A 13,187-nucleotide genomic window follows, 5' to 3' on the forward strand; every position below is an offset into this window, starting at 1 on the left:
CAGAGTTGCGATCAGGTCGCACCCAGCAATAACCCGGAAAAACGATGCCCCACACTCCCAATAGGGATTTTTCACACGGGGGATGGGGCATGGGTACGCACGGCTATAGCGCAGCAGAACGGCTGGAACGGTTGCCCATCAGCGGTTACCACCGAGTCATTTTTATCATCATCGCCCTGGCGTTTTTCTTCGACTCCATGGATCTGGCGATGATGACCTTCCTGCTCGGCTCGATCAAAACCGAGTTCGGCCTGAGCACGGCCCAGGCGGGCTTGCTGGCCAGTTCGAGTTTTTTCGGCATGGTGGTGGGCGCGTCGTTGTCCGGGATGCTCGCGGATCGATTCGGGCGCAAGCCGGTGTTCCAGTGGAGCATCGTATTGTGGGGGATCGCCAGCTACTTATGTTCCACGGCGCTGACGGTGGAGACGCTGACGCTGTTTCGCATCCTGCTCGGCATTGGCATGGGCATGGAGTTTCCCATTGCGCAGTCGATGCTTTCGGAGCTGATTCCGGCCAAGAAGCGCGGGCGCTATATCGCGTTGATGGATGGCTTTTGGCCGTTGGGTTTTGTGGCTGCGGGGGTGCTGTCGTACTTTTTGCTGCCGGTGATCGGCTGGCGCGACATCTTCCTGGTGCTGGCGGTGCCGGCGGTGTTTGTGTTGGCGATTCGGTTTTTTATCCCGGAGTCGCCGCGCTGGCTGGAGCAGGCCGGGCGACATGCGGCGGCAGATAAGGTGTTGCTGGGGATCGAGCAGAAAGTGCGCGACTCCCTGGGCCGCGCCGACTTGCCGGAGCCCATTCGCCTGCCACGGGTGGAGAGTGTGCCGGGGAACTTCTTCTCGGCGTTCCAGCAGTTATGGTCGGCGCAGTATCGCCAACGCACGATGATGATCTGGAGTGTGTGGTTCTTCGCCTTGCTCGGGTTTTACGGGCTGACGTCGTGGTTGAGTGCGTTGTTGCAGCAGTCGGGGTTTGCGGTGACCCAGTCGGTGTATTACACCGTGATCATTTCCCTGGGCGGGATTCCCGGCTTCCTGATGGCGGCCTGGCTGGTGGAGCGTTGGGGGCGCAAGCCGGTGTGCGTCGTGACGTTGCTCGGCGGTGGGGTGATGGCGTTTCTGTATGGGCAAAGCGCGGTGTTCGGCGGCAATGTGGGCCTGCTGATTACCTCGGGGCTGTTGATGCAGTTCTTTCTGTTTGGCATGTGGGCGGTGCTGTACACCTACACGCCGGAGTTGTACCCCACCTCGGCGCGGGCGACGGGGGCCGGGTTTGCGTCGGCGATCGGGCGGGTCGGGTCGTTGCTCGGGCCGCTGGTGACCGGGCTGGTGTTCCCGATCACCGGGCAGGGCGGGGTGTTCGCCTTGGGCGCATTGTGCTTTGCGGTGGCGGCGTTGGTGGTGTGGGTGTTTGGGATGGAGACGAAGGGGAAGACGCTGGAAGAGTTGAGCGAAATTTAACTGGTAATACACAACGCATGTGGGAGCGGGCCTGCTCCCACATGGTGAGTCGGTGTTTATTCAGTTATGGCTTCACCAACCGCGCATCCAGGCTGTTTTGCGCCAGGCGTTTGGCCTGGTCCTGGGTCATGCCCAGGGCGGTGTGCAGCGCATAGAAGTTCTCGGTGACATAACCGCCGAAGTACGCCGGATCGTCCGAGTTTACCGTCACCTTCACCCCACGCTCGAGCATGTCGAGGATGTTGTGCTGGGCCATGTCGTCGAACACGCGCAACTTGGTGTTGGACAGCGGGCACACGGTCAGCGGGATCTGTTCGTCGATGATCCGTTGCATCAGGCGCTCGTCTTCGATGGCGCGCACGCCATGGTCGATACGCTGGATTTTCAGCAGGTCGATGGCTTCCCATATGTACTCGGGCGGGCCTTCTTCGCCGGCGTGGGCCACGGTGAGGAAGCCTTCGTGGCGGGCACGGTCGAACACGCGCTGGAACTTGCTCGGCGGGTGGCCCATTTCCGAACTGTCCAGGCCCACGGCCACGAACGCGTCACGGAACGGCAGCGCCTGGTCGAGGGTTTTCTCGGCTTCGGCTTCGCTCAAGTGGCGCAGGAAGCTGAGGATCAAACCGCTGGTGATGCCCAGTTGCTGCTCGCCATCTTTGAGCGCGGCGGCGATGCCGTTGAGCACCACTTCGAACGGCACGCCACGGTCGGTGTGGGTTTGCGGGTCGAAGAAGGGCTCGGTGTGGATCACGTTCTGCGCTTTGCAGCGCAGCAGGTAGGCCCAGGTCAGGTCGTAGAAGTCCTGGGAGGTGCGCAGCACATCGGCGCCCTTGTAATACAGGTCGAGAAACTCTTGCAGGTTGTTGAAGGCGTAGGCCTTGCGCAGGGTGTCGACGTCGTTCCAGGGCAGCGCAATCTTGTTGCGCTCGGCCAGGGCGAACAGCAGCTCAGGCTCCAGCGAGCCTTCCAGGTGCAGGTGCAGTTCAGCCTTGGGCAGGGCGTTGAGCCAATCGTACATGTCTAAAATCTCATCAGGTGCAATGGCGGCATTCTACAGGCGATGACTGAAATAATCGGCAAAACCTGACCAGGAGGAGAGTATCGGTCCTATTCGCACAAGGGCGGTGCGAACTAAGCTGTAACGAAACGTTAGCGGTGTAGTGCAGTCTGTACCTCATCCACGACTGATTTGCCGCACAAAAGGCCCGCAATGCTCACATTCCTCAAGCAAGAAAAATTCATGCTGCTGGCGCTGATTGCCGCCATCGCCGCATACCCGCTGGAGCACTGGATGCTCCATAACGGGCAAATGGTCGCGCTGCTGGCCGGCATGGCGCTGATCGGCTTTATCGTGGTCGCGTCGATGCGCGTCGCCCACCATGCCGAGCAACTCGCGGAAAAGGTTGGCGACCCCTACGGCACCATGATCCTGACCCTGGCCGCCGTGCTGGTGGAAGTGGTGATCCTGGCGATCATGATGAGCAACGAACCGTCACCGACGCTGGTGCGCGACACCATCTACTCGGCGGTCATGCTCGATATCAACGGCATCCTCGGCCTGGCCGCGCTGATGGGCGGCATCAAGCATGGTGAACAGTCCTACAATGATGATTCGGCGCGGACCTACAGCGTGATGATCCTCACCGCCATGGGCGTGTCGATGGTGGTGCCGGAATTCATCCCCGAAGCAGACTGGAAGATTTACTCGGCCTTCACCATCGGCGCGATGGTGGTGCTCTACACCCTGTTCCTGCGCATGCAGGTGGGCCCGCACAGTTATTTCTTCAGCTACAGCTACCCGGACAAACGCCGCAAGACGTTGCCGGAAGAACAGGCGCCGCCGGTGAACCTGGCGCTTTCCATCGGTACGCTGGTGTTCGGGGTGATTGTGATTGGGGCGCTGGCCGAGGTGATGTCCAAGACCCTCGACCTGGGCCTGGAAGGCACGGGCGCACCGCCGGTGGTGACGGCGATTGTGGTCGCGGCCATCTCGGCGGCGCCGGAAATTCTGACCGCCTTGCGCGCCGCCCTGGCCAACCGCATGCAGTCGGTGGTCAACATTGCACTGGGCGCATCGTTGTCGACGGTGATCCTGACGGTGCCGGTGATGGAAGCGATGGCGCTCTACACCGGCCAGCCGTTCCAGATGGCGATGACGCCGGTGCAAAGCGTGATGGTGTTGATCACGCTGATCGTCAGTGCGATCAACCTCAACGATGGCGAAACCAACGCCATCGAAGGGATGACCCACTTTGTGCTGTTTGCGACCTTTATCATGTTGTCGCTGTTGGGGGTGTAACCGGTTCTTCCGCGTCCCGCAGAACGGTGTTTGACTCAGGTTCCAGCGATGAGCTGGCGGGCGGCCTGGCTGTGATCGGCGATCAAGCTTTTCAAGTCCAGGCCTTCAACCTGGCCGTCGATCACCCGCCACTTCCCGCCGATCATCACCCGGTCCGCCCGGTCGGCGCCGCACAACAGCAGCGCCGAAATCGGATCGTGACTGCCGGAAAAGCGCAGCTCATCCAGTTTGAACAGCGCCAGATCGGCCTGCTTTCCTACGGCTAACTCACCGATATCCGAACGGCCAAGCAACTGCGCCGAGCCTTTGGTCGCCCAACCCAGCACGCCTTGCGGGGTGATCTTTTCCGCACCATAACGCAGGCGCTGGATGTACAGGGCCTGGCGGGCTTCGAGGATCATGTTCGACGCATCGTTGGACGCCGAGCCGTCCACGCCCAGGCCGATCGGGGCCCCGGCGGCGAGCAGGTCCAGGGTCGGGCAGATGCCGGAGGCCAGGCGCATGTTCGAGCTTGGGCAATGGCAGATACCGGTGCCGGCGGCGCCCAGGCGGGCGATCTCATCCGGGTTGAAGTGAATGCCATGGGCCAGCCAGGTGCGCGGGCCGAGCCAGCCGACGCTGTCGAGGTAGTCCACGGTGCGCAGGCCGAAGCGTTGTAGGCAGAAGTCTTCCTCGTCGAGGGTTTCCGCCAGGTGCGTGTGTAGGCGCACGTCGAGGCTCTCGGCCAGTTCGGCGCTGGCTTGCATGATTTCTGGGGTGACGGAAAACGGTGAGCAGGGCGCCAGGGCGATCTGGATTTGCGCGCCGTCGCCGCGTTCGTGGTACTGGCGGATCAGGCGTTCGCTATCGTCCAGAATCACCGCGCCCTGTTGCACGGTTTGTTGCGGCGGCAAGCCGCCGTCGGCTTCGCCCATGCTCATGGACCCGCGAGTGAGCATGGCGCGCATGCCCAGTTCGCGCACCGTGTCGACTTGCACGTCGATGGCATGTTCCAGGCCGTCCGGGAACAGGTAGTGGTGGTCTGCCGCCGTGGTGCAGCCCGAGAGCAGCAATTCCGCCAGCGCGACTTTGCTGGCCAGCGCGAGTTTTTCCGGGGTCAGCCGCGCCCACACCGGGTACAGGGTTTTCAACCAGGGAAACAGCGGCTGATTGACCACCGGCGCCCAGGCGCGGGTCAGGGTCTGGTAGAAGTGGTGGTGAGTGTTGATCAGCCCCGGGAGGACCACATGCTCGCGGGCGTCGAACACTTGTGTGCAGGGCAGTGCAGGCGCTTGCCCGATGGCCAGCAGTTCGGTGATCACACCGTCTTGCAGCACCAGGCCGCCACGGGCATCGAGGCCGTTGGCAGTGAAAATCGCGAGGGGGTTTTTTAACCAGATACGGGTCGCAGGCATGGGCCGGCTCCTCTGAATGATGGGTTCAGGTTTGCCAGCTCAGTGTTGCCCTGTCTGCTGATCCAGGGTCGCCGGTGAGGGCGAGGTGGCTAGATTACGTGTAGTTCTAGATCCGGTCTACCTGTAGGAGCGTGCTGCTCTCGAGCTCATCGCACGCCAGCTCGCTCCCACATTTGATTGCGGCTTACCAGGGAACGGTGTTGCCTCTGTAGTCCACAAAGTGATGGCCGCCTTTGCCGGTGTAGCCATTCACCTGATCGACCAGGCCGCGCACGCTGGTCTCGACATCAATGTGCGCGTTTTCGCCGCCCATGTCGGTCTTGACCCAACCTGGATGCAGCGACAACACGGTCATTTTTTGCTCACCGAGCTGGGTGATAAAGCTGTTGGTCATCGAGTTGAGGGCGGCCTTGCTCGCCTTATAGAGCGCCAGGTCGGAGCCGTCGGGGATGGTCACGCTACCCAGGACTGAACTCATGAACGCCAGCACGCCGGAGTCCTTGCGGATCTGCCCGGCAAAGCGCTGGGCCAGGTTGATCGGCGCCACGGCGTTGGTGAAAAACAACTGGCCGACTTCCGCCAGGGTGGCGTGGCCTGGCTCCTGGTTCGCCGGGCCCTTGATGCCGGCGTTGACGAACAGCAGGTCGAATGTGCGGTCCTTGAGACGCTGGCTCAGGGCGATCACGGCTTGCTGATCGTCCATGTCGAGTTTCTCGATCTGTACCGGGCCCACGGCTTTCAGGGCGTCGGCCTTGTTCGGGTCACGCACGGTGGCGGTCACGTCCCAGCCATCTTTGAGCAACTGCTTGACCAGGCCAAGGCCCAGCCCGCGTGAGGCGCCGATGATCAGTGCGGTTTTTGGCGTAGACATGGAGGGCTTCCTTTGGCGTCGCGGTTCAGGGAGTTCAGCGGATAACCTTAGCAGTTTCAGCATTGCAGCAGGATTCGCCCTCGGCTCAGGTCGGCAAGCTGGCTTTGCAGGGTATCGATGTGTGCTTCGCCCAGGGCCAGTTGCAGCTCCACGCCGTTGGCGGTGAAGTGTTCCTCCACCACCAGCCCGCCGAGTTCGGCGACCCGCAACTTGACCAGGTTCAGCTCGGAAAACCCGCAGGCGCAGCTCAACGGCACGCGGCTGATCAGCTCAATGCGCTCGGCGGTTTGCAGGCATTTGTTGGCGCCGCCGCCATACGCCCGCGCCAGCCCGCCCGTACCCAGTTGAGTGCCGCCGTACCAGCGAATCACCAGCACCACCACCTGATCGAAGCCCTGGGCCTCAATGGCGGCGAGGATCGGTCGCCCGGCGGTGCCGCCAGGTTCGCCGTCGTCGTTGCTGCGGTACTGGTCGGCGAGCTTCCAGGCCCAGCAGTTGTGCGTGGCGTTCAGGTCGCTGTGCTGCTCGATGAACGCCTGCGCTTCTTGCGCACTGGTGATCGGTGCGGCGAGGGTAATAAAGCGGCTTTTGCGTATTTCTTCGCGAAACTCGCAAAGGCCGATGAGCGTGAAAGGCATAAGAGGCGTCGTCTAGAGGACAGGCTTGATGCCACAGCCTTTGAGAATGATATGGATCAGGTTGGTGCCGGCGTCTTCCATATCTTGCTTGGTCAGCTTGGTGCGCCCGGTGACGCGGCAGATCTGGGTGGCGAAGTCGGCATAGTGCTGGGTGCTGCCCCACAGCAGGAAGATCAGGTGGACGGGGTCGACGGGGTCCATCTTGCCGGCTTCGATCCAGGCCTGGAACACCGCCGCCCGGCCACTGAACCAGGCGCGGTAGTCCTGCCCGAAGTATTCGGTGAGGCATTCGCCGCCGCTGATGATCTCCATGGCGAAGATCCGCGAGGCCTGGGGCTGTCGTCGGGAAAATTCCATTTTGGTGCGGATGTAGCGGGTGAGGGCCACGGCCGGGTCGTCCTCTGCGGTCAGCGCGTTGAAGGTGCTGTCCCACAGTTCGAGGATATTGCTGAGCACCGCGATGTACAGGCCCAGCTTGTTGGTGAAGTAGTAATGCAGGTTGGCCTTGGGCAGCCCGGCGCTGGCAGCGATGGTGTTCATGCTGGTGCCCTTGTAGCCGTGACGCGCGAACTCGTCTTCGGCGGCTTGAAGAATCGCTTGCTCGTTCTTTTGTCGAATGCGGCTGGCGGGCTTCCCAGCGAGGGTGTTGTGGGCAGGAACTTCGAGGCTCATGGAGGTTTCCGTGCTGATCGATAGAGGCGACGTGTGCACAGATAACCCACCCTCAAGCCTCAGACAAGTCCTGAAGCAATAAAACCATTAAAGCGGTTCCAGCGTATCGCCTTGCAGCGCGCTGTTTGTGGCGGCGCTCGCTTTGGCTTCCGGCAGTAACAGGCACAACGCGATGGCGGTCAGCCCGCCGCTGGTGATGGCCGAGTCGAACAGGTTTTGTACCAGCGTCGGCATCAAGTGCAGCAGGTTCGGTTGGGCGGCAATGCCCAGGCCGACGCCAAACGAGGTGGCGATGATCAGCATGCTGCGTCGGTCCAGCGGCGCCTGGGCGAGAATACGCACGCCGGCGGCCGCCACGCTGCCGAACATCACCAGGGTCGCGCCGCCCAATACCGGCTTGGGGATTTGCTGCAGCACCACGCCGATCGACGGAAACAAACCGAGGCAAAACAGCACCACGCCGATGTACAGGCCGACATAACGGCTCGCCACGCCAGTGAGTTGGATCACGCCATTGTTCTGGGCGAACGTGGTGTTGGGGAACGCGCTGAAGGTGGCGGCGATCATGCAACTCACCCCGTCGCCGAGTACGCCGCCCTTGAGTCGGCTTATATAAGAAGGGCCGCTGATGGGCTGGCGGGCAATCATGCAGTTGGCGGTAAGGTCGCCCACGGTTTCGATGCTGCTGATCAGATATATCAGCGCGATCGGTAGGAAGGCGCTCCAGTCGAAGTTGAAACCATAACGAAACGGGATCGGCAGGCTGATCAACGGCAGGTCGGGCAGGGCCTGGGGCACCAGTTTTCCGCTGAACCAGGCCGCGAGGCTGCCGAGGGCCAGGCCGATGATGATCGCCGAGAGACGTACCCAGGGTGTGTTCGAACGGTTGAGCAAGATGATCGTCAACACCACGAACAGGCCCAAGGCCAGGTTGATGGGCGCGCCGAAGTCGGGGGCATTAAAACCACCGCCGAGGTCGGTGATACCGACTTTGATCAGGCTGATGCCGATCAGGGTAATCACGATGCCGGTGACCAGCGGTGTGATTACCCGGCGCAGTTGCCCGATAAACCGGCTCAGGACGATTTGTACGGCGGCGCCGAAAAAGCACACACCGAAGATCATCGCCATGATGTCTTCCGGGCTGCCGCCGCGTTGCTTCACCAGGAAGCCCGCCGACAGTACGGCGCCGAGAAACGCAAAGCTGGTGCCTTGCAGGCAGATCATGCCGGCGCCGATGCCAAACGGCCTGCGCGCCTGGATGAACGTGCCGACACCGGAGACCATCAGCGCCATGCTGATCAGGTAGGGCAGGTGAGCAGCCAGGCCCAGGGTGGAGCCGATGATCAACGGCGGCGTGATGATGCCGACGAAGGCGGCCAATACATGTTGCAGGGCGGCCAGTAGGGCGGGCAGGGGTTTTGGGCGGTCGTTGAGGCCGTAGATCAGATCGCTGGGGCTGGACGTTTCTGGTGGCATGGCGGGCAAACTCGAGGCGGACGGTTCTAGGTCCTGGTGTCCTTGCAAAAAGCTGTCCACTTGCTCAGCTTTTTGTGCGAGGCCCGAATTAGCGGGTTGCCGCGAGGCTCTCGAGGAAACTTTCCAGCACCAAATGAGGGCGGCGCCCCTTGCGCGTGACCGATGCCAGGCTCAAATCGTAAAAACGTGTAGCCGGTTTCAGCGCGCGTAGTCGGCCTTGTTGCACCCACAGGCTGGCGTAGTGATCGGGCAGGTAGCCGATGTAGCGGCCGGTGAGGATCAGGAACGCCATGCCTTCGCGGTCCGAAGCGCTGGCGGTGCAGTTGAGTGCCTGGTAGTGGGCCTGGATATCGGCGGGCAGGCGAAAGGTCGGGGCGATCGCATCCTGGCTGTCGATCCGTATATCGTCCAACTGCTTGTCGTCGGCGTAGAACAGCGGATGGCCGACGGCGCAGTAGAGCAGCGAGCGTTCGCTGTACAGCGCCTGGTATTCCAGGCCGGACAGCGCGCTGGCCTGGGGCACCACGCCAACATGCAGGCGGCCGTCGAGTACGCCCTGTTCCACTTCATTGGGGGCGATCATGCGGATCTGAATCTGCACGTCCGGGCCGCGTTCCTTCAACTGCGCCAGGGCGTGGGTGATGCGCATATGGGGCAGGGTGACGAGGTTGTCGGTGAGGCCGATGGTCAGTTCGCCGCGCAAATGCTGGTGCAGGCCGTTGACCTCGGTGCGAAAGCTTTCCAGGGCACTCAATAGTTGCAGCGCCGACTGATAGACCTCGCGGCCTTCTTCGGTCAGGGAGAATCCGGCGCGCCCGCGCTGGCACAGGCGTAATCCAAGGCGTTGTTCCAGATCGTTCATCTGCTGGCTGATGGCCGAGCGCCCAATGCCGAGCACGCTTTCCGCCGCCGAGAAGCCGCCACACTCCACCACACTGCGAAATATGCGCAGTAGGCGAATATCGAAGTCGCTGACTTGGGCCAGCGGATCGGGTCGACGGATGCTCATAGTTTAGTGAGAGCCTGACTGAAGGTTAGAAGAGTTGGGTTTCATCGACTTTATCCTCATGGCAATTTAGCTGCAAGAACGCTTTTCAATCCCGACGCTGCCTTTTGCCTTGCGAGGTTTTGCTGATGAACATGCCCGAAAACGCCCCTTCGTCCCTGGCCAGCCAACTGAAGTTGGACGCTCACTGGATGCCGTACACCGCCAACCGTAACTTCCAGCGTGACCCGCGCCTGATCGTGGCCGCCGAAGGCAGTTGGTTGACCGATGACAAGGGCCGCAAGATCTACGATTCGTTGTCGGGCCTGTGGACGTGCGGCGCCGGGCACACCCGCAAGGAAATCCAGGAAGCGGTCGCCAAGCAACTGGGTACGTTGGACTACTCGCCGGCCTTCCAATACGGTCATCCGTTGTCGTTTCAACTGGCGGAAAAAATCACCGACCTGACCCCGGGCAACCTCAACCATGTGTTCTTCACAAACTCCGGCTCCGAGTGCGCCGATACGGCGGTGAAGATGGTGCGTGCGTACTGGCGCCTAAAAGGTCAGGCCACCAAGACCAAGATGATTGGCCGTGCCCGTGGCTATCACGGGGTGAACATCGCTGGCACCAGCCTGGGCGGTGTCAATGGCAACCGTAAGATGTTTGGTCAAGCGATGATGGACGTTGACCATCTGCCTCACACCTTGCTGGCGAGCAACGCATTCTCGCGCGGCATGCCGGAGCAGGGCGGTATTGCGTTGGCCGATGAACTGCTCAAGTTGGTCGAGTTGCATGACGCATCGAACATCGCCGCGGTGTTTGTCGAACCGATGGCCGGCTCCGCTGGCGTGCTGGTGCCGCCGCAGGGTTACCTCAAGCGCCTGCGTGAGATTTGCGACCAGCACAACATCCTGTTGGTGTTCGACGAAGTGATCACCGGTTTCGGCCGTACCGGCTCGATGTTCGGTGCCGACAGTTTCGGCGTGACCCCGGACCTGATGTGCATCGCCAAGCAAATCACCAACGGCGCGATTCCGATGGGCGCGGTGATTGCCAGCAGCGAGATCTATCAGACGTTCATGAACCAGCCGACGCCTGAGTACGCGGTGGAATTCCCTCACGGCTACACCTACTCGGCGCATCCGGTCGCTTGCGCGGCTGGGCTGGCTGCATTGGACCTGCTGCAGAAGGAAAACCTGGTGCAGAGCGTAGCCGAAGTCGCCCCGCACTTTGAGAATGCGCTGCACGGTTTGAAGGGCAGCAAGAACGTGATCGATATCCGCAATTACGGCCTGGCCGGCGCGATCCAGATTGCCCCGCGTGACGGTGATGCCATCGTGCGTCCATTCGAGGCCGGCATGGCCTTGTGGAAAGCCGGCTTCTACGTGCGTTTTGGCGGCGACACCCTGCAGTTCGGGCCGACCTTCAACAGCAAGCCGCAGGACCTGGATCGCTTGTTCGATGCGGTCGGCGAAGTGCTGAACAAGATCGACTGATTTCTCCTTCTATATAGAACAACTTTTCAGGAGCCCTGCATGAGCCTTATCCAGCATTTGATCAACGGCCAGTTGGTCAGCGAGTCCGGTCGCACTGCCGATGTGTACAACCCGTCCACCGGCCAAGTGATTCACCAAGTGCCGCTGGCCAGTCGCGAAACCATCCAAAGCGCGATCGACTCGGCCAAGGCGGCGTTCCCGGCCTGGCGTAATACGCCGGCGGCCAGGCGTGCCCAGGTGATGTACCGTTTCAAGCAGTTGCTGGAGCAGAACGAAGCGCGTATCTCGCAGTTGATCAGCGAGGAGCACGGCAAGACCCTGGAAGACGCGGCAGGGGAATTGAAGCGTGGGATCGAGAACGTGGAGTACGCGTGCTCGGCGCCGGAAATTCTCAAGGGAGAGTACAGCCGCAATGTGGGGCCGAACATCGATGCCTGGTCCGATTTCCAGCCATTGGGCGTGGTGGCCGGGATTACCCCGTTCAACTTCCCGGCGATGGTGCCGTTGTGGATGTACCCGCTGGCGATCGTCTGCGGCAACTGCTTTATCCTCAAACCGTCGGAGCGTGATCCGAGTTCGACGCTGTTGATCGCGCAATTGCTGCAGGAGGCCGGCCTGCCTAAGGGCGTGCTGAGCGTGGTACATGGCGACAAAGGCGCGGTGGATGCGCTGATCGAAGCGCCGGAGGTCAAGGCCTTGAGCTTTGTGGGCTCGACGCCGATTGCCGAGTACATCTACGCCGAAGCGACCAAGCGCGGCAAACGTGTGCAAGCGCTGGGCGGTGCGAAGAACCATGCGGTGCTGATGCCGGATGCGGATCTGGATAACGCGGTCAGTGCCTTGATGGGCGCGGCGTATGGTTCCTGTGGTGAGCGTTGCATGGCGATCTCGGTGGCTGTCTGCGTGGGCGATCAGGTGGCGGATGCGTTGATCGCCAAGTTGGTACCGCAGGTCAAGGCGCTGAAGATTGGGGCGGGCACGTCGTGCGGTCTGGATATGGGGCCACTGGTCACTGGCCAGGCGCGGGATAAGGTCAGTGGCTATATAGAAGACGGCGTGGCTGCGGGGGCTGAGCTGGTGGTCGATGGCCGTGGCTTGAGCGTTGCCGGGCATGAGCAGGGTTTCTTCCTTGGCGGCAGTTTGTTTGATCGCGTGACGCCGCAGATGCGTATCTATAAAGAAGAAATCTTCGGGCCGGTGCTGTGCGTGGTACGGGTCAATAGCCTGGAAGCGGCGATGCAGTTGATCAACGATCACGAATACGGCAACGGCACGTGCATCTTCACCCGTGATGGTGAAGCGGCGCGTCTGTTCTGTGACGAGATTGAAGTGGGCATGGTCGGCGTGAACGTTCCACTGCCGGTGCCGGTGGCCTACCACAGCTTTGGTGGCTGGAAGCGCTCGTTGTTTGGTGGCTTGCATGCTTATGGACCGGATGGGGTGCGCTTCTATACCCGGCGCAAGGCAATTACCCAGCGCTGGCCGCAACGGGCCAGTCATGAAGCGTCACAGTTTGCCTTCCCTAGCTTGTAAGGCGTGTTGAAAGCCGGCCCTTTGGGGCCGGCTTTCGCGTTTCTGGGGCCTTTTTGACCTATATGACAGAATTGTGAAGAAAGGTGTTGACGGCAAATCCTGTACGTCTATAATTCGCCCCACTTCCGGCGCAGTCGAAACGGAAAACTCCTTGGTAAACAAAGAGTTATACGAGATTCGACAGCGGCCTGCTTCAGTTCATCGAAGCCTGGAAGGAGTTGGTAGAGCAGTGTTGTTAGGCTCTATTAACGTTTCGATCTTCTCGGTCGAAAGCGGAGAAAAAGAGGTGTTGACAGCAGCGTGTAACGCTGTAGAATTCGCCTCCCGCTAACGAGAGATCGGAAGCGCAAGTGGTTG

General features: G+C 61.2%; 11 protein-coding genes. 4 read left to right on the forward strand and 7 right to left on the reverse strand.

Features of this window, described 5'->3' with window-relative positions:
• Positions 1 to 89 precede the first annotated feature (89 nt).
• Positions 90 to 1,460, forward strand: coding sequence for an MFS transporter (locus ACP7CJ_RS11570; RefSeq protein ID WP_426100299.1), 1,371 nt, complete (start codon positions 90 to 92; stop codon positions 1,458 to 1,460).
• A 64-nt stretch (positions 1,461 to 1,524) separates the two neighbouring features.
• On the opposite strand, the gene ACP7CJ_RS11575 is transcribed toward ACP7CJ_RS11570, so the two are convergent.
• Positions 1,525 to 2,478 (reverse strand): adenosine deaminase, encoded by a 954-nt coding sequence (locus tag ACP7CJ_RS11575; protein WP_247402074.1) that lies wholly within the window; start codon positions 2,476 to 2,478, stop codon positions 1,525 to 1,527.
• A gap of 192 nt (positions 2,479 to 2,670) precedes the next feature.
• On the opposite strand from ACP7CJ_RS11575, the gene ACP7CJ_RS11580 reads away from it, so the two are divergent.
• Complete coding sequence (locus tag ACP7CJ_RS11580; protein WP_276196347.1) at positions 2,671 to 3,759, forward strand: calcium:proton antiporter; 1,089 nt, start codon at positions 2,671 to 2,673, stop codon at positions 3,757 to 3,759.
• A gap of 35 nt (positions 3,760 to 3,794) precedes the next feature.
• Here ACP7CJ_RS11580 and ACP7CJ_RS11585 read toward each other — a convergent pair whose 3' ends face one another.
• The 6 genes from ACP7CJ_RS11585 to ACP7CJ_RS11610 all read right to left on the reverse strand — a co-directional run bounded on the left by ACP7CJ_RS11585 (position 3,795) and on the right by ACP7CJ_RS11610 (position 9,822).
• Complete coding sequence (locus tag ACP7CJ_RS11585; RefSeq protein ID WP_426100297.1) at positions 3,795 to 5,153, reverse strand: 8-oxoguanine deaminase; 1,359 nt, start codon at positions 5,151 to 5,153, stop codon at positions 3,795 to 3,797.
• Between the two features lie 184 nt (positions 5,154 to 5,337).
• Positions 5,338 to 6,024 carry an SDR family oxidoreductase gene (locus ACP7CJ_RS11590; protein WP_426100295.1) on the reverse strand — a complete coding sequence of 229 codons (687 nt, stop codon included), beginning with the start codon at positions 6,022 to 6,024 and terminating at the stop codon, positions 5,338 to 5,340.
• A gap of 56 nt (positions 6,025 to 6,080) precedes the next feature.
• A complete protein-coding gene (locus tag ACP7CJ_RS11595) occupies positions 6,081 to 6,662 on the reverse strand; it encodes an IMPACT family protein (protein ID WP_426100293.1) in 582 nt (193 codons plus the stop codon).
• Positions 6,663 to 6,674: 12 nt separating this feature from the next.
• A complete protein-coding gene (locus ACP7CJ_RS11600) occupies positions 6,675 to 7,334 on the reverse strand; it encodes a TetR/AcrR family transcriptional regulator (protein WP_276196351.1) in 660 nt (219 codons plus the stop codon).
• Between the two features lie 87 nt (positions 7,335 to 7,421).
• Positions 7,422 to 8,813 (reverse strand): uracil-xanthine permease family protein, encoded by a 1,392-nt coding sequence (locus ACP7CJ_RS11605; RefSeq protein ID WP_426100291.1) that lies wholly within the window; start codon positions 8,811 to 8,813, stop codon positions 7,422 to 7,424.
• 88 nt (positions 8,814 to 8,901) lie between these two features.
• On the reverse strand, positions 8,902 to 9,822 hold the full coding sequence (locus ACP7CJ_RS11610) for a LysR family transcriptional regulator (RefSeq protein WP_276196353.1): 921 nt from the start codon (positions 9,820 to 9,822) through the stop codon (positions 8,902 to 8,904).
• Positions 9,823 to 9,947: 125 nt separating this feature from the next.
• Here ACP7CJ_RS11610 and ACP7CJ_RS11615 point away from each other — a divergent pair, with 125 nt between their 5' ends.
• Both ACP7CJ_RS11615 and ACP7CJ_RS11620 read left to right on the forward strand, forming a co-directional pair.
• Positions 9,948 to 11,297 (forward strand): aspartate aminotransferase family protein, encoded by a 1,350-nt coding sequence (locus ACP7CJ_RS11615; RefSeq protein WP_276196354.1) that lies wholly within the window; start codon positions 9,948 to 9,950, stop codon positions 11,295 to 11,297.
• A gap of 39 nt (positions 11,298 to 11,336) precedes the next feature.
• Positions 11,337 to 12,830, forward strand: coding sequence for a CoA-acylating methylmalonate-semialdehyde dehydrogenase (locus tag ACP7CJ_RS11620; protein WP_426100289.1), 1,494 nt, complete (start codon positions 11,337 to 11,339; stop codon positions 12,828 to 12,830).
• Positions 12,831 to 13,187: the final 357 nt, after the last annotated feature.

It is taken from the genome of Pseudomonas sp. PSPC3-2, from assembly GCF_049897085.1.
GTDB lineage: Bacteria > Pseudomonadota > Gammaproteobacteria > Pseudomonadales > Pseudomonadaceae > Aquipseudomonas > Aquipseudomonas paraveronii.